Origin of the sequence: Schaalia georgiae DSM 6843 (assembly GCF_000429245.1) — a bacterium.
Classification (GTDB): domain Bacteria; phylum Actinomycetota; class Actinomycetes; order Actinomycetales; family Actinomycetaceae; genus Pauljensenia; species Pauljensenia georgiae.
This window is the reverse complement of the sequence record NZ_KE386870.1, coordinates 174,804-197,672: the sequence shown is the minus strand read 5'-3', so window position 1 is coordinate 197,672 and position 22,869 is coordinate 174,804. Positions and strand designations below refer to the sequence as shown.

At 70.8% G+C, this 22,869-nt stretch carries 17 protein-coding genes; 4 read left to right on the top strand and 13 right to left on the bottom strand.

Annotated elements, in window-relative coordinates:
- Positions 1-166: 166 nt before the first annotated feature.
- Genes G447_RS0109370 through G447_RS0109360 form a run of 3 tightly spaced genes read right to left on the bottom strand, consistent with a single transcriptional unit; the run spans position 167 to position 5,018 of the window.
- Positions 167-1,558, bottom strand: coding sequence for a DUF5719 family protein (locus G447_RS0109370; protein ID WP_131295740.1), 1,392 nt, complete (start codon positions 1,556-1,558; stop codon positions 167-169).
- Positions 1,555-4,752 carry a glycosyltransferase gene (locus tag G447_RS12780; RefSeq protein ID WP_026430853.1) on the bottom strand — a complete coding sequence of 1,066 codons (3,198 nt, stop codon included), beginning with the start codon at positions 4,750-4,752 and terminating at the stop codon, positions 1,555-1,557. Before G447_RS12780 ends, G447_RS0109370 begins: the two co-directional genes overlap by 4 nt.
- A complete protein-coding gene (locus tag G447_RS0109360) occupies positions 4,749-5,018 on the bottom strand; it encodes a WhiB family transcriptional regulator (protein ID WP_424133809.1) in 270 nt (89 codons plus the stop codon). Before G447_RS0109360 ends, G447_RS12780 begins: the two co-directional genes overlap by 4 nt.
- 273 nt (positions 5,019-5,291) lie before the next feature.
- On the opposite strand from G447_RS0109360, the gene G447_RS0109355 reads away from it, so the two are divergent.
- Entirely contained in the window at positions 5,292-5,981 is a 690-nt protein-coding gene (locus tag G447_RS0109355; protein ID WP_051226308.1) for a hypothetical protein, read from the top strand.
- Between the two features lie 264 nt (positions 5,982-6,245).
- Here G447_RS0109355 and G447_RS0109350 read toward each other — a convergent pair whose 3' ends face one another.
- Together G447_RS0109350 and rfbB are read right to left on the bottom strand one after the other, a co-directional pair.
- On the bottom strand, positions 6,246-7,178 hold the full coding sequence (locus tag G447_RS0109350) for a glycosyltransferase family 2 protein (RefSeq protein WP_026430851.1): 933 nt from the start codon (positions 7,176-7,178) through the stop codon (positions 6,246-6,248).
- Between the two features lie 133 nt (positions 7,179-7,311).
- A complete protein-coding gene (gene rfbB / locus G447_RS0109345; protein WP_026430850.1) occupies positions 7,312-8,319 on the bottom strand; it encodes a dTDP-glucose 4,6-dehydratase in 1,008 nt (335 codons plus the stop codon).
- A gap of 188 nt (positions 8,320-8,507) precedes the next feature.
- Between rfbB and G447_RS11505 the strand changes: the two genes are divergently transcribed.
- The 3 genes from G447_RS11505 to G447_RS0109330 are packed head-to-tail and all read left to right on the top strand — an operon-like array spanning position 8,508 to position 11,930.
- Positions 8,508-10,304: a DUF2142 domain-containing protein gene (locus G447_RS11505; protein WP_026430849.1), complete on the top strand. Its 1,797-nt coding sequence runs from the start codon at positions 8,508-8,510 to the stop codon at positions 10,302-10,304.
- On the top strand, positions 10,297-11,340 hold the full coding sequence (locus G447_RS0109335; protein WP_026430848.1) for a glycosyltransferase family 2 protein: 1,044 nt from the start codon (positions 10,297-10,299) through the stop codon (positions 11,338-11,340). The genes G447_RS11505 and G447_RS0109335 overlap by 8 nt, the downstream gene beginning before the upstream one ends.
- A gap of 5 nt (positions 11,341-11,345) precedes the next feature.
- On the top strand, positions 11,346-11,930 hold the full coding sequence (locus G447_RS0109330; protein ID WP_026430847.1) for a hypothetical protein: 585 nt from the start codon (positions 11,346-11,348) through the stop codon (positions 11,928-11,930).
- 89 nt (positions 11,931-12,019) lie between these two features.
- On the opposite strand, the gene G447_RS0109325 is transcribed toward G447_RS0109330, so the two are convergent.
- From G447_RS0109325 to G447_RS0109290, 8 genes are all read right to left on the bottom strand, one after another.
- Positions 12,020-13,477: an NlpC/P60 family protein gene (locus tag G447_RS0109325; protein WP_026430846.1), complete on the bottom strand. Its 1,458-nt coding sequence runs from the start codon at positions 13,475-13,477 to the stop codon at positions 12,020-12,022.
- A gap of 74 nt (positions 13,478-13,551) precedes the next feature.
- Complete coding sequence (locus G447_RS0109320; protein ID WP_026430845.1) at positions 13,552-14,868, bottom strand: ABC transporter ATP-binding protein; 1,317 nt, start codon at positions 14,866-14,868, stop codon at positions 13,552-13,554.
- Positions 14,868-15,710, bottom strand: a complete 843-nt coding sequence (locus G447_RS0109315; RefSeq protein WP_026430844.1) for an ABC transporter permease — start codon at positions 15,708-15,710, stop codon at positions 14,868-14,870. Before G447_RS0109315 ends, G447_RS0109320 begins: the two co-directional genes overlap by 1 nt.
- 66 nt (positions 15,711-15,776) lie before the next feature.
- Positions 15,777-17,090 carry an alginate O-acetyltransferase AlgX-related protein gene (locus G447_RS0109310; protein ID WP_026430843.1) on the bottom strand — a complete coding sequence of 438 codons (1,314 nt, stop codon included), beginning with the start codon at positions 17,088-17,090 and terminating at the stop codon, positions 15,777-15,779.
- A complete protein-coding gene (locus G447_RS0109305; protein WP_034476982.1) occupies positions 17,087-18,430 on the bottom strand; it encodes an acyltransferase family protein in 1,344 nt (447 codons plus the stop codon). The genes G447_RS0109310 and G447_RS0109305 overlap by 4 nt, the downstream gene beginning before the upstream one ends.
- A complete protein-coding gene (locus G447_RS0109300) occupies positions 18,427-20,289 on the bottom strand; it encodes a rhamnan synthesis F family protein (RefSeq protein ID WP_026430841.1) in 1,863 nt (620 codons plus the stop codon). The genes G447_RS0109305 and G447_RS0109300 overlap by 4 nt, the downstream gene beginning before the upstream one ends.
- Before the next feature lie 3 nt (positions 20,290-20,292).
- A complete protein-coding gene (locus G447_RS0109295) occupies positions 20,293-21,183 on the bottom strand; it encodes an NAD-dependent epimerase/dehydratase family protein (RefSeq protein WP_026430840.1) in 891 nt (296 codons plus the stop codon).
- A gap of 290 nt (positions 21,184-21,473) precedes the next feature.
- Positions 21,474-21,746, bottom strand: a complete 273-nt coding sequence (locus tag G447_RS0109290) for a hypothetical protein (RefSeq protein ID WP_026430839.1) — start codon at positions 21,744-21,746, stop codon at positions 21,474-21,476.
- Between the last annotated feature and the right edge of the window lie 1,123 nt (positions 21,747-22,869).

Sequence of the window (22,869 nt, the reverse complement as noted above, 5' to 3'; positions counted from 1 at the left end):
CACGATCCGCGACGACGACCGTTGCCAACGGCGACGAGCACTACTGCGTGAGCGCGAGTTATCGACACCAGCGCGCGTTATATCCCCCTCGCGGTGTCGACGACCCCCTCACGGTGTCGACAACGCGCGCCGGTGCGCTCGTGCGGGGCTCTCCCGCGGGCGCGCCCTAGTCCTCGGCGGCCACGCGGGCCGTCGTCGCGGTGATGCCCAGGGTCCCGATGCTCCACGCCGCGTGGAGGGTGCCGACGGGGGTGTCGGCCTCGACGACGAGCGCCGCCGTTATCGGCGCGGTCGCGGTGAGGGTCCCACCTGAAGCGGGCAGGTCGATCGTCTGGGGGGTTCCGGGGCTGAGCTGGACCGCCTGCCCGCCGACGCTGGCGTCGACCTGGTCCGCCCCGTTGGCCAGCAGGGTGATCCGGACGCGGACGGCATCGACACCGGAGGGCGTGTCAACCGATGTGGCGCGCAGGGGATCGGCCGCGAGTTGCGCTTTGACCAGCGCGGTCACGTCCTTCGCCCCGGGCAGGGAGGCGCGCGCCACCGGGGACGCTGGCGAGACGACGGAGCGCGACACCCATGCCTGTGCGGGATCCGTCCACGGCGCCCCGATGCGGGCGGAGGTCACCTGAGCGACGACGGGGTGGTCGGAGGCGATGGAGAGCGCGACGGGCTCCTTGGAGCGCGTCATCCCGTCGAGGGGGATGTCGATGGCGGTGCGTCCGTCGACGGTGACGTCCCCAGCGGGCAGTGGCGCCGACCCGGAGTCGTCGTGGACGGTGACGGACACCGAGGCGGCCTCGGCCGACGGCACGGCGATGCGCAGGGAGGACCCTGCGCCCGCCTCGATCCCCGGGATCACGGTGGTCGTGGAGGGGCGCACGGACGGGCCCCACGAGGCCCCCTGCGGGATCTCCCCGTCCATGACGGACGTCTGGGCCCACGCCGCGACTCCTCCCGCGTCCGCGCTCACACGCACGGCCAGGTTCGTCTCGTCCGGGAACCACCCCGCCAGCAGCACGGACACGGACTTCCCCGCTGGCACGCGCACCTGTTGGGCTCCTTCGCCGATCTTCCCGGATCCGCCGTAGCCCTCAATGGAGGCCAAGGACGCTGTGGCCGAGGGATTGGCCAGTGTGAGGACGACGTCGGAGCCGGAGGTCGTGGCCCCGGCGGCGAGCCACTGCTCGGACATCGGGGTCGAGCAGCCCGTCACCGACAGGCCTGCGAGCTCGCCCCCTCCCTGCCCGGCGACGACGAAGGCCGACGGGATCGGCGTCCCGGCACCGGTCCCCGACTCGGTGACCGTGGCGGGCGCGGGCGTCAGGGGCACGGCGCTGGTGGTGGACCAGGCGCCCCCGGGAGCGCTCTGATCGGTCTTGAAGGGGTTGGTGACGCCGGGAGGGCAGGCCAGGGTGACGGAGCTGGGCGCCACGTCCAGGGAGGCCGTGGGTGCGGACTCGGCCCGCGGGGCGGGCGCCCACGCCTGCGCCGAGGCCACCAGGCCGACGCATGCGGCACCGGCCACCAGGGCGGCGAGCGGAGCGGGTGGTCTTCTCATGACCGCCTCCTCAACGGCACGGATCCGGCTGCGGCGACCACCAGCGCGAGGCCGCTGACGGCCCACCACGGGTAGGTCCACCACGCGCGGTGCACGATGGTGAGGCGCCCCGCGCCGACCAGGGCGAAGCTCTGGCTCCAGCCGTCGGCACTGGCCACGGGATCCAGGGAGCGCCCGTCCAGGGTGGCCCGCCATCCGCTATCGGCGCGTTCGGCCAATGTCACGGTGGGGCCGCTCGCCTCGACCGCTCCGTCGGTCGTCAGGTTGGTGGAACCAACGTTCGCCCATCCACCGCCGGTGGCCAGAATCCGTACCCGCGCGCTCTGCGCGCCGTCCGGACGCAGGCGCCACACGGCCCCGGCGTCGGTGTCGCCCACTTTCTCCAGCCCCGGCGCGCGCGCGAGGCCTTGGGCGATGTCGTCGCCCCCGGGCGCGCCCAGGGGCACCAGGATCGTGTCGATCCCGTGGTCGGCCAGGGCGGTGGCGGTGGCCTCGTCGGGGTAGACGACCAGGGTGAGTGCCAGGCCGGCCAGCGAGGCGGTCGCCGGGTCGTCGATCTCCCCCCGCTGGGCGGCGGCGCGCGAGCGCGCGAGGGCGAGGGCACGGGTGAGGGGACTGCCCTCGGTCATCGCCCTGCCGTTGCCCCGCCAGATCTGGGCGGTCAGGGTGTCCGACGGGCTACCGGTGAGGACGAGGATCCGCCCGGCGCGGGACGACAGGGCGGCCTGCGCGCTCACAGCGGGCACCAGCGGCGAGCGCACGGCGTGGACGTGCTCGTCGAGGGACATCGTGTAGGTGGAGGCACCGGCGAAGGCGCTCTCCTGGGCCGAGCGCTCCCACGCGCCGCACGCGATGGCCAGCAGCGGGACCAGGCAGGCCGCCAGTGCCAGGCGCCCGGTGCGTTTGAGGGCAGCGGAGTCCCACGGCTCCTCCGAGGGGCGCGCCGAGCGCGCCAGGGCCAGGGCGAACAGGGCGCAGGCGAGGGTGAGGGCGGGGGCGGACCAGGCGTGGACGACGGCACCGCCGTCTTGGCCGACGGAGAGCAGGGAGAGGGCGTGGGCGCCTGCCACGCACATCAGCGCGAGGCCCACGAGGCCGCTGGGGGCGGTGTCGCCCCGCCTGAGCGCGCCGAGTGCGGCGCCGATGGCCCACAGGGCGAGGAGGGCGAAGGGGAGGGCCAGTGCCCACGTCTCCACCTGGGAGGCGGGCGCGGCGGCGAGCCCGAGGGCGGCCTGCCACCCCTGGGCCGGGGTGTGGTCGTGGGCGCCGCCGCTGGTGGCGGCGAGGGCGCGCCACGCGGAGGGGTGTGCGGCGATGGAGCCCAGGGTGGGCGCGAGCAGCGCCCAGGCGGGCACCAGGGTGGCCAGCAGGGGGACGCCCGGCCGGCTCCCCCCGGCGCCGCGGAGCCTGGAGACGGCGATTCCTGCGGCAGTGGTGGCGATCAGCGCCCACGGCGCCGCGGCCGCGATGACGACCGCCGCCAGCGCCGCCCTTCCGTGCGCGCCGCGCAGGCGGATCCCGGGCACAGGAGTGGGCCCGTCGGCTCCGTCGACGACCAGCTGGGGGTCGGCGCCCGCCAGGCGCGCCCACGAGCAGGCCAGCACGGGGACGGCCAGGTGGACGGCGACTGCGGCGAGTTGCCCGTGGAACTGGCTGAGGACGAGGGGCGGCAGGCAGGCCCACAGGAGGCTGAGCAGGGCGCGTCGGGACGGCGGGGCCGTCATGAGCCTGGTGGCCGGCCACGCGGCGAGGACGGCCAGGGGCGCGGCCGCGACGAGGACGAACGCGGCGAGGGAACCGGGGGTCGCGCCGATGAGGGAGAGCGGCCAGCTCAGGACGGCCAGCGGAACCAGCAGCGGGTCGGGCGCCGCCGGGTAGCCGTCCCCGCCGGGGATCCATGACGCCCAGGCGGCCTCCCACAGGTCCGGCCAGCGGCTGGGCAGGCTCGCCCAGGCGCCGCCGGCGAAGCCCTGGCCGGACCCCCACCAGGTGAGCGCCGCGCCGATGGAGGCGACGGCGAGGGCGCTCAGGAGGGCCGCCATCGCGGAGAGCCGGTAGCGGCGCTGGGAGGACTCGACCAACGGGTCGATGCGCTCCTCGGGGTCGTTGTCGGGGGCCGCGTCGGGCTCGCGGGCCAGGGCACGGGGGCGCGTTTCGAGGGCGCGCAGCGCTGAGCGCGGCACCGTCCGGGTCCGCGAGGCGCGGAACCGGCCGACGAGGAGCTGCCCCGTGGCGAGGACGACGGAGAGCCACGCGCCGACTTCCGCGAGGGCGAGGTGCCCGGCGCCCGTGACGACGCGCCCGAGGGCGCGCGCCGGGGACCATATGAGGAGCCACGCCATGAGCAGGGGGACCTGCCATGCGGGAACGGCTTTCATCCAGTTGTAGAGCTGGGCGCGCCGGCGCCTGCGGAAGGAGGCGTCCTCGTCCTGGCGGCCCGGCAGGTCATCGGGGTCCTGGAGCGGCCCGCCCCTTCCCGAGTCGGCGTCGGCGGCGGGAGCCAGGGACCGCCTCCTGTGGCGGAGCCGGGCGCCGGGGGCGACGACGACGCGGTACCCGGCCAGGTGGAGGCGGCGCCCGAGGTCGAGGCCGTCGCCGAAGGGACCGAGGGCGGGGTCGGTGCCGCCGACGGCGTCCCACGCGCGCGAGTCGATGAGCATACCCGCAGTGCCGACGCCGAGGACGTCTGTGGTCCCGTCGTACTGGCCCTGGTCGATCTCGTCGGGGCGGACGCGCTCGAGGCGGCGGGCACTGCGGGTCGCGAATACGCCGACTTCGAGCAGGTGGGAGCCGTCCCAGGAGAGTTGTTTGGGGCCGACTGCGCCGATCGTACGACCGCTCTGTGCAACACGCCACAAACGGGCGAGACAGGTGTTCTCAGGGGCAGAATCGTCATGGAGGACCCACCACCAGCGGCTCTCGACGAAGGCCCCGGACGACCCCGCAACCTCGTCCACGGCCCTGCGGACGGCGTCGCCAAGGTTCTTGGCCCGGCCGACGCGGACCAGGCGCACACCCTCGGGCAGCACAGTGGCATCCCAGGGCACTGTCCCCCTGCCCGCGACATCGATGACGGTGACCGAGGCGGGGGCCACCGTCTGCTCGACGATGGCCCGCAGAACCTCGGAGCAATCGGCACTGCGCCCGCGCGAGACCACTAGCGCGGCCACATGGCCGAGGACTTGGCTACTCACCCCGCCATGCGGCGCAGGCGCCGCCGCTCACGCTCTGACAGACCGCCCCAGATCCCGAAGCGCTCATCGTTGGCGAGGGCGTACTCCAGGCACTCCTCGCGCACGTCGCAGGACTGGCACACAGCCTTGGCCTCCCGCGTCGATCCACCCTTCTCCGGGAAGAACGCCTCGGGGTCGGTCTGGGCGCAGAGGGCGTGGGCCTGCCAAGCGAGGGGTCCATCGACGCGAGCGTAGAGCTCGTCATCAGCTGGATCAGACCAATCGATGGGCCCGTCACCGAAGATGTTCCACACTGGCGCGTCTCCTTCATAACGAATCGATATACAAGAGAATTACACGCGTGTCATTGCCCCTTCGTCAAGTTGTTAGACGATATTGAGACTTTCATCGTTCGACTTGACCTTCTGGTAAAATTGCGTATAGGGGTAACAGTTATCAAGTTACTAGATACTCAGAAAGGGTGGGACCTTGGTTATAGTTAGTTCATGCCCTTAAATAATACTATTATCGTGTCTAGTGTCACAAAACTGGCTTCATGCTTGAACGCACGGTCAGGCCCGGCCCTCACCGTCTACTCGGCCGAGCGCGTCGAGCTCGGCGGCCCCGTCACCGCCCGCTGGATCACCAAGATCGCGAACTACCTCCAGAACGAGGCGGGCGCGCCCCTCTTCGGCGACGAGGAGCCCCACCCCGCCCGCCTCCACACGAGGATCGAGCCGTGGCAGCAGATCCTGTGGGAGGTCACGGCCAGGTGCCTGGGCTGGGAGATCCTGGACACCCCCCGCCTCCTGCCCGGCGACGTCGTCGTGGGCGCGGACGTCGACGGCCTGCTCGCACGGGCCGCCGCGGCCGGCGCCCACGCCCTCGCCCAGCCCGCCGCCCACCTCGCCTTCGCCTGGGACGGACCACTCCCCCAGGGCGTACTCGACGCCCTCCAGGAGATCGGCGCACAGTCCGACGCGCCCGACCACCCCGCCCCCGACCTGGTCGAAGCGGTTCTGGACGAGGCCCTGGCAGGCTCCCACCCGCACCCTGAACCGGCCGGGGACCGCGTCGCGCTGCTATGGAGCGCCCGACACTGCCCCGGGCAGGTCCTCGACCAATGGGCCCGCGGGCGGTCCGTCGTCGTCATCAACCCCACACACCACGGGCCCATCGACGCCCAGGCCCTCCTGGCGGCGGAGGGGATGGAGGGGCCGATCACAATTTACATGCCCAGTAACCATTGATATTTGTTTGACCGACCTGTCGGGATTCGGGCGGTCAGTTTTACCCACAGGCCTGTTGACGGAGTTCTGGGCCCCCTCGGCGGGTCCGACGAAGCAGCGCATTGGTGGACAGTTTTCAATATTCAGCAACCATAGCGAGCAGGATCACTCGCCAATTGTGGGCGCATTCGGACCTCAATAGAGACGCAAAGCATAAATCCGCTGGTGAGAGTCGTAAACGTCTGACTCGGGTGGAAGATTCCGGGAGCCGTGGTTCCCCAGGGGCTACCACACGCCCAGCACGCGGGCCCCCGCCAGCTTGATCCCCTCGGTCAGTTGGCGCCTGATCCGCGCGAAGCGCAGCGCGAAGGCGAAGCGGGACCACACCGAGGTCGAGCGGAGGTTGGCCGCCAACGACTCCAGGGCGCGGCGCTCCCTGGGGTCGTAGGAGCCGACGCTCAGGCACGCCTGGGCGACCAGGATGAACTGGCGCCGGTAGAAACCCGAGCGCAGCTTCTCCATGCGGGCCCTGGTCGCTCCCGCCCCCGAGTTGGCGCCCTGGACGTTCGAGTCGTGCTGACGGTACTCCAGGGTCGGCTCCTCGCCGATCACCCACGTGGCGCCCAGAGCGCGCGCCAGGGCATAGAGGTACCAGTCGTGCACGTCGATCCCCGTCGAGTCCAAGCGCGCCAGAGCGCCGACGAGGCGGCGGTGCGCATCGGGGGAGAAAACGTAGGTCGAGCCCGGCCCAGCGGCCTCGAAGATGTAGTCCCACCGGCGCTGGGGGCCGGACTTGCGGATCAGGTGCCGGTCGCGCACGGAACCGTCCTCGTCGCACCGGAAGGCCATGACGTTGGAGGAGACCGCGTCCGCGCCCCGGCTCCTCATCAGCTCCAGTTGGCTGGACAGTTTGTCCGGGTGCCACACGTCGTCCTGGTCGGTGAAGGCGACGAAGGATCCGTCGGGGTCGTGGGTGGTGAACAGGTGCAGGAAGTTGCCCGCGACCCCCGGCTCCCCCTGCCGCCGTGGCAGGACCCGGATCCGCGGATCCGAGGCCGACCAGCGGGTGAGCAGATCCACCGTGGAATCCGTGGACCCGTCGTCGGAGACGACCAGGCGCACATCGACGCCCTGCTGGCCCAGGATGGAATCGACCTGCTCGCGCAGCCAACGGCCCTCGTGGGAGGCGCCGTTGTAGGTCGCCATGAGGACGCTCACGCGGGGGAGGCCCCCCTCGGGGCGACGGGAACCGGGGGCGGCGCCCTGCGGGCCGCCGCCTTGCACGTGGCGGGCTGCGCAGCCGTCGCCCTCGGGCCCGCGGGACCCGGGGCCGGCGTTCGCTGCCAACGCCTCAGTGCCCCTCGGCCGCGTACTTCGCCTCAACGGCCTCCTTCAGGGGCGCCCACCATGCCTCGTTGCCCGTGTACCAGGCGATCGTGTCAGCCAGGCCGTCGCGGAAGTTGGTGAAGCGGGGCGCCCAGCCGAGTTCGGTGACGAGTTTGGAGTTGTCGATCGCGTAGCGCAGGTCGTGGCCCGGGCGGTCGGTGACGTGGTCGAAGTCGTCGGCCGGGTACCCCATGAGCTCATTGAGGATCGCGACGACTTCGCGGTTGTTGGTCTCGCCGTCGGCGCCGATCAGATAGGTCTCGCCGACGCGCCCGCGCATGAGGATCTCCCACACGGCCGTGTTGTGGTCGCGCACGTGGATCCAGTCGCGCACGTTCAGGCCGTCGCCGTACAGGCGCGGGCGCACTCCGCGAAGGCGGTTGGTGATCATACGGGGGATGAACTTCTCGATGTGCTGGTACGGGCCGTAGTTGTTGGAGCAGTTCGAGATGGTCGCCTCGACGCCGAAGGAGCGCACCCACGCGCGCACGAGGAGATCCGATCCGGCCTTGGAGGAGGAGTAGGGCGAGGACGGGTTGTAGGGGGTGGTCGGGGTGAACTTCGCGGGGTCGTCCAGCTCGAGGTCGCCGTAGACCTCGTCGGTGGAGATGTGGTGGAAGCGGACCTTGTGGCGGCGCACGGCCTCCAGCAGGGTGAAGGTGCCGACCAGGTTCGTCTGGATGAACGGCGAGGGGTCCAGCAGGGAGTTGTCGTTGTGGGACTCGGCGGCGAAGTGGACGACCGCGTCCGCCCCCACGACCACGCCGTCGACCAGGTCCGCGTCGGCGACGTCCCCTTCGACGACGGTGAGGCGGGCGGCCTGGTCCGCTGGAACGTCCGCCAGGGAGGCGCGGTTGCCCGCGTAGGTGAACTTGTCCAGGACGACGACGTCGACGCCGGGGTGGTCCTCCAGCAGGGTGTGGACGAAATTGGCTCCGATGAATCCGGCCCCGCCGGTCACAACGATCTTCATGGTGTACTTCCTTCGGTCTTCAGCGCATGCGGACGCGGCCCCCGCTGGGGCGTGCTGAGCCCATTATGCCCCACCGGGGCGCCGCCAGCGCCCGCGCGGGCAAAGGCCCCGGGGCCGCGCGCGTCCCATAGGGGCCATTAGGGTAGATTTGTCGCATACCCACCCACTGACGAATCTGCGAGGTCCCCATGTCCGACCACCCCCCGGTTCCGCGGGCGCCCTCCCGCCCCGCGCGCGCCCTGCTGGTCGCCGCGCTCGCAGTGAGCGCCCTGATCGCCGGGCTCGGATGGGTCTTCGCCTCCTCACCGGGATCCGCCCCCGACGACGACTACCACCTCGTGTCCACATGGTGCCCCCGGCCCATCGCCTCCTCGGGCTGCGAGACCACCACCATCGACGGCGACGTGTACGTGATGGCGCCGGTCACGACCTCGCACGCCCAGTGCGAGGCGTTCAGCCCGGACAAGTCCCACGCGTGCATCGACGACTACTCGGACTCCATGATGTTCCCGTCGTACAGGTACAACGACGGGGCGTACCCCTACGGCTTCTACCAGTTCCACCACCTCCTCGCCGGGGACTCCGTGGAGGCGTCCGCGTGGCACATGCGGGTGGTCAACGTGCTCATCGCGCTGGCGCTGCTGGGCGGGGTGTGCGCGCTCGCCCCCGCCTCGATGCGCCAGGGGCTCTTCCTGGCGATCACTCTGGCGTGGATCCCCATGGGCGCCTACTTCATCGCCTCGAACAACCCGTCGTCATGGGCGATCACGGGCGTTTTCGCCTACGGGTCGGGGCTCTTCGGCGCGCTGCGCTCCGACGGGCGGCGGCGGTGGGCGCTACTGGGGATCGCCCTCGTCGGCGCCCTCCTGTGCTTCGGGTCGCGCGGGGACGCCGCCTTCTACGTGTTCGTCGTCTCCCTGGGGGTCCTCATCGCGGTCGGGCGCCGCGACAGGATCGTCGAGATCGCGGGAGCGTCGGTGCTCAGCGCCATCGGCGTGTGGCTGATGGCGGGCGGCGGCCAGGCCAGCACCATCGCCTCGTCCAGCGCCACCGTGTCGCTGTCGGAGCGCCTCGCGGTGGCCATCAGCAACATCCGCTACCTGCCGGAGTACTTCGCCGGGTTCGCGGGCTTGTACTCGGGGCCCGGTTGGCGCGACACCCCTCTGCCCGGGGCGTGCGTCGTCCTGGGGCTCATGCTGCTGGGCGTCGGCGTCCTCATCGGCGGGCACGCCATGACGTGGCGCAAGGCCGCGTCCGTCGTCGTGGTCCTCGGCGCCATGGCGGGCATCCCGATCCTCATCGCCACTCCGCCCACCTTCCCGAACCTGGGCGGCTACCACTCCCGCTACGCCCTGCCCCTGCTGGGGGTGTGGCTGCTGCTCTGGCTGGCCATCGGGCGCGGGCAGCAGCGCTTCTCGCGCACCCACCTGGTCCTCTTCGTCGTCGCCACCGGTGTCGTCAACGCGTCCGCGTTGCACACCACGATCGCGCGCTACACCAACGGCCTCATCCACGACGCGCTCACGGGGTGGCTGGCACCCGCGAACCTCAACCGCAAGGTGGAGTGGTGGTGGGCGGGCATGCCCCTGTCGCCGATGGCCCTGTGGGCCCTGGCCTCGGCGGCCTACGTCGCCGCCGTCGTGATCGCGTTGCGCCTGCTGGCCGCCGGGCCGGCACCGGCGCCGTCCGCCGTGTCCGCCGCCCAGCCCACCGGGTCCGGGGACGGAACCGGGGCCGAGGGAGCCGCCACCAGGGATGGGACCAGCCCCGCAGCTCCCTCCCCCGCCCCAGGCGCCCAGCCCACAGGGGCCGACTCCCCCGGCTCCGGGACCGGGGGCGTGGAAGGCACAGCCGGGACCGCCGGCCCCGGGACCAGGTGCCCCGAACCAGCAGCCGGGACGGACGCCGGGACCGCACCCCCCTCCCCCGCCTCCGACGCCCCCTCCTCAGCCCCCTCCCCGACGCAGGAGCCCACCCATGAGTGACAAAGTCACAATCGTCCTCCGCACGCGCAACCGCCCGAAGATGCTCGCCCGTGCCCTCGCCTCCATCGGCGCGCAGACCTTCACCGGCTACCGGGTCGTCGTCGTCAACGACGCGGGCGACGAGCAGCAGGTCCAGGCAGTCATCGACGCCCAGGATCCTGGGCTGCGCGAGCGCGTCGAACTGGTGACCAACGAGACCTCCGAAGGGCGCGAGGCGGCGCTCGAGTCGGGGCTCGCCGCCTCCGCGCTGGAGTACTTCGCCGTCCATGACGACGATGACGCGTGGCACCCGCGGTTCTTGGAGGAGACGGTCGCCCACCTCGACGCCCACCCCGAGATGGGGGGCGTGACGACGCGCTGCGAGATCGTGCGCGAACGCGTTCGCGCAGACGGCGAGTGCACTGAGATCGAAAGGGAGCCCCTGTCCGCCGACAGCTCCGGGCTGTCCCTGGTGGACACCCTCGTCGAGAACTACGCCCCGCCCATCTCCCAGCTCATCCGCAGGTGCGTCGCCGACCGAATCGGGCACTGGGACGGCACCTTGGCGACCCAGGCGGACTGGGAGTTCAACCTGCGACTCCTGGCGACCACCCCCGTCGGTTTCATCGACGGGCCGCCCCTGGCCGAGTGGCACCACCGCGACACCGCGGACGAGGACCTGGGCAACTCCATCGTCACCGACGCGAAGGCCCACGCGTGGGACAACCTGCGCATCCGGGACCGCTACCTCCGCTCCGCCCTCGCCTCACAGGACCCCGCCAGCCCCGACCTCGGCCAAGCGCTGCTGAGCGCTGAGCTGTACCGGCGGACCCGCGCTGAGCTGCGCCGCGCGGACGGGAGCGTCCACTCCGCGCTCGACTTGATCCACGCCGATATGGCGAAGACGCTGGCGTCCCTGCACGACGAAGTGCACGCGCTGCGCCAGGAGGTCGCCGCGCTGCGCGCCCAGGTGGAGTCCCAGAACGCATTGCGGAACGCCGTGAAGAGGACCGTAGGATTGCCCGTTCGCGCCATCCGCAGGATACGGCAGAGGTAGCGGCCGTGCGCGCGTCCGCCCGCTTCTGCGCCGCGCTGGCCGTCGGCTGCGCCGCCCTCGCCCCCGCCTGCTCCTCCCCGGACCCGGCCGTCCAGTCCGGCACCGCGGCCTCCCCCGTCCCCCAGTCGACTGGCCAGCTGCCCCAGGCCGAGCCCGCCTCCGGCGGTTGCGCCGCGATGGACGAGGTCTTCACACGGGCCGTCCAGACCACGTCCCAAGGACAGGCCTTCGCGGCGCTCACCCGGCAGGGGCCCGCCTTAGGGGCCAGCGCCGACGCGGACCCGCAGCAGGTGTGGCAGGCGTTCACCGCGCTCCTCGATTCGGACCCGTGGAAGTCGGAGTTCAAGGCGGCCGCCACGGACGACGCCTCGCGCCACGCCGTCGAGGCCCTGCACACCTACGTCCAGGTGGGCCAGCGGCTCTCCTCGGGCGCAGTCCCCGAGTACGCCGATGAGCAGCAGGCCCAGGACGACCTCAAAGCCGGGCGCGTCCCCGCACCGAACCCCGAGTACGAGCAGGCCGTGGCCGATGTCGCCGACGCGCACACGGCCCTCACCCAGTGCATGCCGCACTGGCCCGTGCTGTTCTAGCCGTCGGCCCCGCGGGCCGCAAGCGCTTGGAGCCCGGGCCGCCGAGAGCGCGCGCCCGGGCGCCATCGCCCGCGGCGGAAGGCGCCCGGTCACGGGAACGGACGAACCACGTCCCACGTCATACGGTCCCACCCGTATCCGACGGTGATGTACTGCATCCGGGCCGGGCGCCCCATCCAGTCCGTGTGCACCACCATGTCGTCGCCCAGGTAGATGGCGACATGGGTGACCGACCCGCCGGTCGTGTAGAAGACGAGGTCCCCGCGCTGGCGCTGCGACAGCGGGACGTGCTGGAAGCCCGAGTAGTCGTACAGCTCCTGGGAAGTGCGGTAGTCGGGCCACCCGTGCTTGATGACGTCGATGGGCTGGGGGTCCATGCCGCCCGCGTACAGGGACTGCAGGACCAGTCCGGAGCAGTCGTAGCCCAGGCCCGCCGGCCCGGCTCCACCCCACGTGTACGGGGTGCCGGTCTGGTTCCACGCGTACCCGATCATCGCCTCGACGCGCTCGGAACGCCGGGCCGTCAGCGGCACCGGCTGGGCCTGGTACTGGTCGACCGTCCACGGCCAGCCCGTTCCCATCGCGTTCCACGTCTCCTCATCGACGACGCCCGTCTGGGACAGGCCCGCGCGCCACTGGAAGTTCTTCACCGCCGTGACGAAGGAGGCGTCGACGCTGGCGAGCTTCATGGTGTGCCAGATGCCCAACCGCCGCTGGACGATCATCACTTTGATGCCGTTCATGCCCCAGGTGAGGGTGTTCGTGCTCCCTCCCAGACCGGTGATGTGGTCGGTCGGCTGCAGGTAGCCGGCGGGTGCCTCGTACCCCATCCAGGCGCCGGAGGGGGTGAACTCGTAGGTGCGCCCGTTGAGTACGAGGGTTTCGGTGCGCATGACCCCGGTCGCCGGATCCAGGTAGTACCAGTCGCCCGCGTCCTGCACCCAACCGGTCGCCATCGCGCCCGACGGCGCGTAGAAACGCCACCCGTCCCCACTGCTCACCCACCCGGTGCGCATCGCCCCCGAGGCGTCCATGTGGTACCGGGACCCACCCACCTGCAGGTCCCCCACAGCCATGGCCCCGGTCGCCGGATCCAGGTAGTACCAGTCGCCCGCGTCCTGCACCCAACCGGTCGCCATCGCACCCGACGGGGTCAGGAAGTACCAGGCGCCGTCCTCGCGGTACCAGCCGGTGCGCATGTAGCCGGAGGCGTCGAAGGAATAGACCGAGCCCTTGATGCGCGCCCACTGCGAGGCGGGGTAGCCCCCGTCGGAGCTGCGCCACCACCAGCGCGCCCCTTCGTTCACCCACGCCCCTCGTCCGGTGAGGTCGGGCGCTGCCGCAGGGCCGCTCGCGGGGGCAGGGTCGGCGGTAGGAGCGCCGGACTGCCCGCCGCCCTCCCCCGCCCGGGGGGAGGGTCCGGAGGATCCCGCGGTCCCCGATTGGGAGCCGGAATCATCCGCGCTGGCAGCCGAGACGGGCAGGACGCCGACGGCGAGGACGAGGCAGAGGGCGGCCAGGATGCCTCTTGGGCGCAGGGAAGTCATTGGTCGTCTCCGTTGTGGGGTGCTCTGAGACGAACTCTACGCCCCCAGCCCCCGCCGCGCACCCCGTTGCACGGCTATTCGTCCGGATTCGCCTGCGGGTCCTCCTGTTGCGCCAGCGAGTCCGCCTGCTGCACCTGCTGTCGCGCGAGGCGGTCGAAGTCCGCCTTCCCGCGCTTGGGGATGTCGAGCATCGGAGCGGAGGGCGTGAGGCCCTCGAAGGAGGCGCCCAGAATGACCAGGCCCCCCGACTCCATGCCGGGGCCGGGCAGCACGTCGAAGCGCCTCGCCTTCTGCAGGGCGTCGATGACGGCGGTCATGTCCCGGTTCTGGATCGCCGCGGACAACGTGTAGGACCCGGGGTTGAGCGCCAGGTGGGGGATCACGATGTCGAGATGCCCCTCCCCCGGCTCGATGGCGCTGGGCACGTAGGTGGCGTCCACCCCGTGCAGGCCCCACACCCACGTGCCCTCCCGGGTGTCGACGGACGCGCCGAAGACCGGGCCCTCGACGCGCTCCTGCGCCCTGTAGTGCAGGCGCAGGCGCAGGCGCTGGCCCGGGTAGACCAGGGAAACGCTCTCCCCCGCCTCGTCGAGGATGTCGATGCGGGTGATCTGGGCCTCGCCACTGCCGAAGCGCGTGCCACCGCCGGGCACTTCGACCGCGTGGTGGGCGACATCGGAGTAGGTGTCGATGACCTCTGCCGCGGTCCCCACTGCGACCATTCTCCCGTGGTCGAGCCACGCGGCCTGATCGCAGAAGGTCCGCATCTGCTCAAGGCCGTGGGAGACGACGACGACCGTGCGCCCCTGGTCCTTGAGCTGGGCGAACTTGTCCATGCACTTGTTCTGGAACTCCATGTCGCCCACGGCCAGGACCTCGTCCACCAGCAGGATGTCGGGCTCGACGTGGATGGACACGGAGAACCCCAGGCGCACGTACATGCCCGAGGAGTAGTTCTTCACTGGTTGGTCGATGAAGCGCTCGACGCCGGAGAAGTCGATGATCGCATCCAGTTTCGAGTCGATCTCCCTGCGGCTCATCCCCAGGATGGCGCCGTTGAGGTAGATGTTCTCACGGCCCGACAACTCCGGATGGAACCCGGAGCCGACCTCCAGCATGGCGGCCATGCGGCCGGTCGTGGCGATGGAGCCCTTGTCGGGGGCCAGGATACGCGCGATGCACTTGAGCAGGGTGGATTTGCCGGAGCCGTTGTGCCCCAGTAGGCCGAAGGTCTTGCCCTGCGGAATGTCGAAGGACACGTCCGACAGCGCCCAGAACTCCTCGAACTGGGCGCGGGAGCGCTGCAGGAACGCGCCCTTGAGGGACTGGTTGCGGTTCTTGTAGATGCGGAAGCGCTTGGAGACCTCCGAGATGGAAATGGCGTTCGTCATCACAGTTCCTCCACGATCCGCGCCGAGAAGCGCTTGAAGACGAGGACCCCCAGGGCGTAGACGCCCAGCGCCCAGCCGGCGCACCCCAGCCACACCTTCCACGAGGGGTTGGCGAAGCCGTAGAGGCACGAGCGGTAGGCCTCGAGGAAGAGCTCGGCGGGGTTGAGGCGGAAGAGGGTGACGATCGGCAGGGGCTCGCCGCCGATCCTCCACCCCTGCTCGTACAGCTCGTTCTGGACGTCGTTGAGCATCGACAGTGAGAAGACGACGCCCGAGGCGTACATCCAGATCTGGTTGAAGATCTTCCACAGGTGCGAAATGTCGCGGAAGTACACGGACGCGATGGCCAGGACCATGCCCATGCCGGTGACGAACAGGCAGGCGAGGACGGTGACCGCGATCACGAATGGGATCATGAGGAGGACGCCGGGACCGCCGGCGACCAGCATGACGATTCCGATGACGACCAACTCGAAGGCGAAGTCGTAGGCCAGGGCGAGCACCGTGGAGTATACGAGCACCTGGCGGGGGAAGTACACCTTGGTGAGCAGTCCCGCGTTCCCCACCAGGGAGTCCATGCCCCTCTGGATTCCGCTGGAGATGAAGTTCCAGGCGATGACGCCCACCCCGATCCACAGCGCGAAGGAGGTCAGCCCCGAGTTCACCCCCGGGTCGGCCTTGCCCCGGAACACGACGCCGAAGATGAGCGCGTACACGGCGATGGTGGCCAGGGGGTTGATGAAGGACCAGACGCGCCCCAGCGCGGTTCCCTTGAACTCCGAGGAGATGGAGCGCTGGGCCATGCGCAGCGTGAGATCTATGACCCGCTTGTAATCACTCACCTGGTTCTCGCTTCGTGGTCGGCTGGAGTGGCACGGCGTGACCGCTCGTCAAGGATAGCGCGGCGGTCACTGCGCTGTGGAGGGCGTGAGTGCGAGATAACGCTGGGTGAATTCCACGACCACCACCGACGGCCTGTACGCGGCGATGAGCGCGGCCACGTCCGTGGGGGCGGAGGCGTCGAGCGCGTGCCCGACCTGGATCGTGTACTCGAAGCTCGCCTCCAGGGCGGGCCCCAGGTTGTTGCCCTGCGAGTCGCGCACCACCAGGGCTGTGCCGCGCCCATTGGGGTTGTGGGTGAGGGCGGGCTTGTTGCGGAAGTCGACGGGGGCGGCCAGCGGCACCTCGGGCGCACCGCGCAGCGCCTCGTCCAGCTGATCCGCCCCGGGCAGTTGGTCGGCGGATTCGAACTGGGCGAGCCGGACGGCTCCGGGGTCCGTCTCGTAGACCGGCGAGGCCCAGTCGTCGGGCGCCCCGCCGCCCCAGCCGAGCTCCTCGTACTCGTTGGGGGCCGCCCCGGCGCTCGCCCCGGTGGGGCTCAGGCGCGGCAGTCCTGCCAGGGCGGGGTCGACGTCGCCCAGGCAGTCGAGGGCGGCGTCCCACGCCACGACGGCGGCGTAGGGGGACCAGTGCGGGTTGACCCGCGAGTACAGGGGCGTGGCGGGGTCCTTTTGCCGGGCAGCGGCCAGGGCGGGGCGCACATCCACCCACGAGTGGTTCCACAGGGCGGTGCGCATCAGGTCGAGGGAGGTCGTGCCGGTGAGCCGGTCGCTCCACTGGGGGAGCTTGTCGGAATAGACCTCCCACGTGGCGGGCGCGACCAGGAACAACGGCGTGGCGCCCGCGTCGGCGGCGGCCTGCTCGATGTCGCTCATGTAGCGGTCCCACGCGGCCACGCCCTCGGGCGTGGGGCGCGTGCGGCCCACCGCCTGGGAGAAGTTGTCGTTGAACACGTCCGAGAGGAACAGGTAGCCGTCACGGCCCTCGACGTAGCCCGGGGCGCCCGATCCGATGCCCGCGCTGTACGAGGCCTGGGCCGCTTCCGTGGAGGCGATCCCCCCGGTGCCCGCCACCCCCGGCGTCCACGGGCCCACGTCGGCCTTCGGCGTGGCGCCGCAGGACTCGGGCATCGTGGGGGCGGTGACCTGGTTGAAATCGACGGGGACGGATCCGGCCGCCCCCGCGGCCCCTCCCGGGGAGGGGTGGGTGTGCGCGTACCACACGCCGACGGTGGCGGCCGCCAATGAGGCGGCTGCCAGCAGTGCGAGGGGCGCGAAGCGGATGCGGTGCTTCCACGACTGCTTGGGCGCGTCCTCGTCGAAGACCACGTCGCGGAGCCCGGATTCGGATTCTTTGAACGTGGAGTTGGCTTTGGCGTTCATCGGCTTCCCTCCTCAGCGGGCGTCGGCGCGGCGCCCTTGGCGCGGGGGCCGGGGCTGCCCGCGCCGTCGTGGTCGCCGGCCCCGGGGCCCTCGCCCGTCTCCTCGGCGGCCAGGGCGGTTGCGAGGCGGGTCGAGGAGTAGGCGGGGACGACCGTGCGGCGCACGAGCGCCTCGTAGGAGGGACGGAACCTCTCGATGAGGGAGTCCAACCAGCCGGGCAGGTAGTTCTTCAGGCTCATCGCCGGCTTCTCAATGAGGTGCCACGACAGGTAGGCCAGGATGTGGCAGCCGATCACGACCGTGAGGTGGTAGGCCCACCAGCCCCGGTCCTGCAGGTGGAAGTACGCGCCGAAGGCCATGAGCGGCCATGCGTAGATGTAGATCCCGTAGGACAGGTCCCCGTTCTTCTCCCAGTTCTGCAGGGGCAGGCGCACCGCCAGGTACATGAGGAAGTAGAGGAAACCGTACTGCCCGACGATGTTCCACCCGCCAGAGGCGTAGGACAGGGCGCCGAACACCAGCGCCCCGTAGGCCAGGCGCGAGTCCATGGGGATCTTGTCGCCGTAGAGCGTGAAGAGCATGCCGAAGGCGAAGGGCGCCAGGAACATCAGCATGTACGGGTCGCGGAAGAGGATGTTGACGTTGGCCAGCTGCCCCGCGCCCATCCACTGGAGCCCGTTGAGCGCGATGAGGACGATCGCGAAGGCCCCGCCGACCTTCTTGTTGGCCAGCGCCCCGAAGAGTCCCAGGACGGCGACCAGGATGTAGGCCTTGAACTCGTAGATCAGCGTCCACGCGGAGCCGTTCCAGTCGCGGGCGCCGTGGAGGACGTAGTAGGGCAGTGTCTCGCCCATTCCCGCGATATTGCGCTGGCTCAGGTTGAGCCACATGTTGTTCGCGAAGTACGTCAGGGGCGACTCGGTCTGGGGGTGCAGGTAGCCGCTGATGGACCCGTGCATGTGCCAGTAGGCGATGGGCGCCAGGACCACCACGGTGAAGAGCATCGCCGCCCAGAACGCGGGGAAGATCCGAAGGCACCTGCGCCACATGTAGCGCCAGATCGTGGCGCGGCCCATCCGCGAGCGGGTGATGAGGAATCCCGAGAAGAAGAAGAATCCCGCCACGGCGACGCCGCCGATCGACTGCTCCCGTGAGACCTGGACGCCCAGGTCCTCGCCGCCGTAGAAGCCCGCGATGGGGCCCGCGTGGGAGAAGATCACCATGAAGGCCATCAGCCACCGGAGGAAGCCGATGGAGTTGTTGCGCGAGTCGAACGCCTCGGCGACCGACAGCGGTGTGTGGGGCCGGTACGCGGACGCCTTCCCCAGGGGACGGCTCATCGGCGGCCCCTGAGCGAGCGGAGGGCGGCGACGGCCTTGCGGCCCGCCCGGTAGGCGGGCTTGAGGGCGTTGCCGATTCCGGGGCTGCGCAGCATGATGTTCGTCTTGACCGCTCCGAGCACGTTGGGGACCTGCCCGACGCGCGCCTTGAGGTAGGGGACCTGGTCGATGGAGAAGGCGGGCAGCATGGAGGAGGTCGCCGCGAGCTTGTACTCGAGGTACCCGTAGTAGACGCCGGCCCACTTGGGGGTCATGACGGGACGGGCGAAGTAGCCCTCGGACAGGACCGCGTACGCGAGCAGGCGCTCGATGACGTGGGCCAGGGAGCCGTCCTGGTAGCCGCCCTCGGGCGGGAAGTCGTCGTGGGTGAGTCCCGCCTCGACCAGGGGGCGCAGCGCGCGGGGCCGGGCGATGAACATGGACCCGTAGGGCGCCAGGGGCTGGTGGTCGTCGAAGGGGACGGTGATGCCGATCCGCTTCGCCAGTTCGCGCGCGGGACGGCGGTTGGCGAACCAGGCGTGGCCCATCGTGGGGTAGCCCATGTGCGGCATGGGCGCCAGTGCCATACCCAGCCCGGGGTGGTCGGCGAACTCGGCGAGGATGTTGGCCACGTGGTCCTTGGAGTCCAGGAGGTTCTCGTAGAGGTGGTCCTTGAAGAGGTGGGCGGCGTTGGCCTCGTCCTGCACGGATTTCTTCGAGTGGATCTTCACGACGATGTCGTAGTCGTCGCCCGCCAGCACGTCGGCGCAGTCCACCAGGAACGCGGAGATGTCGCGCCCGCGGTTCGAGGCGACGACGCGCACCTCCCCGGCGACGCCCCTGCGCGCCATGGTCTCCTCGATGGCGGCCTTGCGCTCCTCGTCGGCCGTGGTGGCGACCAGGCGCCAGCCGTCGGGCAGCGCCGAGAGCCGGTCGATGATCTCGTCGGCCATGTCCGCGTAGAAGATGTGCGCGATGGCGGCGACACGCAGCGAGGCGGCCTTCTCGCGGGCCTGCGGCGCGGCGAAGGGGGGCACGACTGTGGTCAGGCCGGCGTTGGTGACGAGGTCGCGGGGCTTGGAGGTGCGGGCCAGGTTGGTGAGGATGAGGTCCGTGTCGTAGCCGGACCGGGCCGCCAGCTCCAGCATGTCCGCCCCGACGATGGCGTGGCGGTCCAGGTAGAGGGGGTCGTGGAAGAGGTTGCGCCTCTTGAGGATGGGGCACCCGTCGGCCAGCAGTTGCGCGGCGTTGTCGAAGACGGGGTTGCGCGAGGGGTAGTCCTCCCTGGGGTAAGCGACCTTGTGCGTGTAGCCGAGCTCCGTGAAGTGCTCGGTGAAACGCGTCTCGTGCCATTGGATCGAGTCGTTGTACGAGGAGATCTGGGGCATGGAGCTCCAGTAGTCGCGGAAGTCGGCGCTGGTGAGCAGGGGGTTGCGCACAGCGATCCAGTGGGATTGGATGTGGCGCGGCATGACGGTCTTGGCCAGGAAGGGATGGGGGCGGACCTCGTCGTGCTCGGTGATGCCCCAGAAGTCCACGTCGCCCCACTCGTCGACACGGTCGAAGAGGTTCTTCCAGGGGTTGACGGGGGCGAAGAAGGTGTAGTTGAAGAGGACGAGCTCGTCGAAGGAGCCCAGCCTGTCCCACCCGAAGGCGTCGAGCCCGTCCTGGTAGCCGCCGACGTCGAATCCGACGTTCTCGCGCTCGATCACGGTTGTGGCGACGCCCTCCAGGCGCGCCCTGGCGGTCCCGTCCAAGGGGGAGTTCGACACCACGAGGATCTCGTCGATGTGCTCTCGCAGGGTGCCCAGGCACTTGAGGATGTAGTCGTCGACCTTGCCCTGGGGGTCGAAGAACAGGAAGATTCCTCCGCGTCGCATCCCTCAGGCCCCCTGTCCGCCGGGGGCCGCGCCCACGTCGATGCGGGCGCCGGGCCCGTCGAGCGCCTCGAGGATCTCGGTGATCCGGGTCGCGTCCCCCCACACGCCGGGCGAGTCGTAGGGGCGGTCGGGGAAGGCGCCGTACTCGAGGGAGATGTCCAGGCCGTTCTCGCGGATGTACGCCTCGACGCGCTCGGCGAGGCTGATGGGCTTGCCCGTGCAGATGTTGATCGTGCCGGTGACGGCGTCCTGGCTGACGGCGGCGGCGATCTGGTGGGCCAGGCCCTGCACGGAGATGAAGTCGTAGAGGTTCTTCCCGCTGGTGAAGGGGAAGGTCTTCTTCCCCTCCTCGGCGGCGGCGAGCAGTTTGGCGAAGATCGAGGACCCGTACTTGTCGTCCCCGACGATGTAGTACCCGCGCAGCCATTGCAGGGAGGCGCCGTTGGCCGAGGCGAGCAGCTGGGCGGTCTGGCGCAGGGCGTTCTTCGCAATGCCGTACAAGGAGGCGGGGGCGCAGGGCGTGTCGGCGGTGATCGCGCCCTCCCAGTAGCCGACCTCGTGCATGGAGCCCATAACGGCGAGGCGTTCGAGGCCGCCCTTGTAGAGGGCGTCGATCAGGCGGTAGTGGGCGGGCAGGTCCTCGATATGAGCGGGCGAGTTGTGGACGAAGCCGTCGCGCCAGGCCAGGTGGAGGACGGCGTCGGGCCGTCCCATCCGGTCGTAGATGTCGGCGCTCCCGTCGAAGATGTTGATGTCGAGGCGCCGCGCCCGCTCGTCGACGCCGTCGAGGCGCGGGTCGACGACGCTGACGTCGAGGCCCCGTTCCAGCAGCGCTCGGACGACGTGACGGCCGATGTAGCCACCGGCACCGGTTACGAGGACAGTCTTCACCATGGTTGGAAGTCTACCAACGCGCGCGGTCGGCGCTGGGTCCCGTTCCGCGTGGGGCAGGCGTGTTCTGGCACACGCGCCCCCGCGCGCGAGGGCCGGGTGCGCCGACCGCGACGGCAATGGGCAGCAGGGCACACGCGCCCCCGCGCGCGAGGGCCGGGTGATGGTGCGCAGAGTTCGCATGGCTGTCCTGTCCACGCGCCCCCGCGCGCGAGGGCCGGGTGGTCGCCGGCATCCTCGGCGGCCTCCTCTACACCACGCGTCCCCGCGCGCGAGGGCCGGGCGGCGCAGGGCTACTCGGAGCCGCCCTCCACGGTTCCCGCGACCCGCCACGTGATGAACGCCGCGGCGGCGCACAGCCCGATCACAGTGAAGTCACTGGCGCCCTGGAGGACGTTCACCACGAATTGGACGACAAAGCCGAGGGGCCGCGAGGACCCCTTCTGCAGGTCCGCCCACCACAGCAGGTACGTGCCCAGCGTCTGGCAGACGAGGTTGAGGACCAGCGCCCCCAGGGTGTACACGAGCGCCCATTTGCCCGTTGCCCGGAGTTGTTGACTGCTCATAAGCGCCTCCCTGGCGGATCGTGTTCTTCAGCGGCCGCCCTCCGCTGGGCTTCCCCCGCCTTCGCCCGGCCTGGCGGCCAGGTCCTTCCACCGCTATCCTCCATCCCCGGGGGCGAGCGGCGCAAGGAATCCACGCCCGAGCCCTGGCCCCTGTTGGCGGGGCCGCGGCGCCCTTGTCGTCGTGGCCCGGCCGCCCGCGACTCGTCCACGCCGCGCCAGACCGGGAGGCGGCATCGGAGCCCCACAGCTGGGGCAGCACCGGGGAGTCCACGCCCGCCAGACGCGGTGACGGCCCTTGGGGCCTTGGAGGGCTTCGCCGAGTCCGACCCCGGGCCCGCTACCCCCAGACGGTGGCGACTTGGGAGGAAAGCCCAGGCCGGTTCGCGCCATTCCCGGAGCTTCCCGCCCGCGGGGCGCCGCATCGTGCCTCCCCCACTGGCGCAGGAGGCACCCCTTCACCAACGCTATTGAGTCCGCGAGCGACCAACTGCGCAGGGCGACCAAGAACCGCGGCCACTCCCCCTCCTCCGACGAGGCCGCGGTCGGACTCCCGTGGCCACCAGAGCCGCAACAGCTGCGAACGCGCCCAAGAGTGAGACATGGACCAGGGCAAGCCCGCCAGCAAACGCACCGCCCCCCACGCCAAAGCCACGCCCCCTCCAACCGCAGAACAGGCCCCCGCACGAGCCCGCACCTGCACCACTAAGGCACTGCCCGCACCACTTAGGCCCCCGACACGCCGGGAGAACCAGGACCCACGTCGGCCCAAGTGGCGCACCAGCGCGCTAAGTGGTGCAGCGACGCTCTAGGCGGTGCAGCAGAGCACTACGCGACGCGGCCGCGCACTAAGTGGCGCAGTGGCGCAACGGCGCGAGGATCCCGCAGCACAGCACACGAAGCCGCCCGGAGCACCGCCAACGGACCACACACAGCCCCCACAACCACGCGCACAAGCACCGGAATCAGACCGCACGGCGACCGCGCCTCGTGCGAGGAGTACGTGTTCGCCCCGGCGCGCCGGGGCGCCGACGTGCTGCCGGTAGACGATCCGTCCCGAACCCGGCCGTGATCACGGCACGGCCCGCACCGGCCTTTGAAACGGCAGCAGGCCCTCCAGAAGCTC

What these genes read in the sequence shown, in the direction of transcription:
- G447_RS11505 (WP_026430849.1), top strand. Translation starts at nt 8,508, where the DNA reads ATGTCCGACCACCCCCCGGTTCCGCGGGCGCCCTCCCGCCCCGCGCGC.
- G447_RS0109290 (WP_026430839.1), bottom strand. Translation starts at nt 21,746, where the DNA reads ATGAGCAGTCAACAACTCCGGGCAACGGGCAAATGGGCGCTCGTGTAC.
- G447_RS0109310 (WP_026430843.1), bottom strand. Translation starts at nt 17,090, where the DNA reads ATGAACGCCAAAGCCAACTCCACGTTCAAAGAATCCGAATCCGGGCTC.
- G447_RS0109325 (WP_026430846.1), bottom strand. Translation starts at nt 13,477, where the DNA reads ATGACTTCCCTGCGCCCAAGAGGCATCCTGGCCGCCCTCTGCCTCGTC.
- G447_RS0109320 (WP_026430845.1), bottom strand. Translation starts at nt 14,868, where the DNA reads ATGACGAACGCCATTTCCATCTCGGAGGTCTCCAAGCGCTTCCGCATC.
- G447_RS0109295 (WP_026430840.1), bottom strand. Translation starts at nt 21,183, where the DNA reads ATGGTGAAGACTGTCCTCGTAACCGGTGCCGGTGGCTACATCGGCCGT.
- rfbB (WP_026430850.1), bottom strand. Translation starts at nt 8,319, where the DNA reads ATGAAGATCGTTGTGACCGGCGGGGCCGGATTCATCGGAGCCAATTTC.
- G447_RS0109300 (WP_026430841.1), bottom strand. Translation starts at nt 20,289, where the DNA reads ATGCGACGCGGAGGAATCTTCCTGTTCTTCGACCCCCAGGGCAAGGTC.
- G447_RS0109305 (WP_034476982.1), bottom strand. Translation starts at nt 18,430, where the DNA reads ATGAGCCGTCCCCTGGGGAAGGCGTCCGCGTACCGGCCCCACACACCG.
- G447_RS0109335 (WP_026430848.1), top strand. Translation starts at nt 10,297, where the DNA reads ATGAGTGACAAAGTCACAATCGTCCTCCGCACGCGCAACCGCCCGAAG.
- G447_RS0109370 (WP_131295740.1), bottom strand. Translation starts at nt 1,558, where the DNA reads ATGAGAAGACCACCCGCTCCGCTCGCCGCCCTGGTGGCCGGTGCCGCA.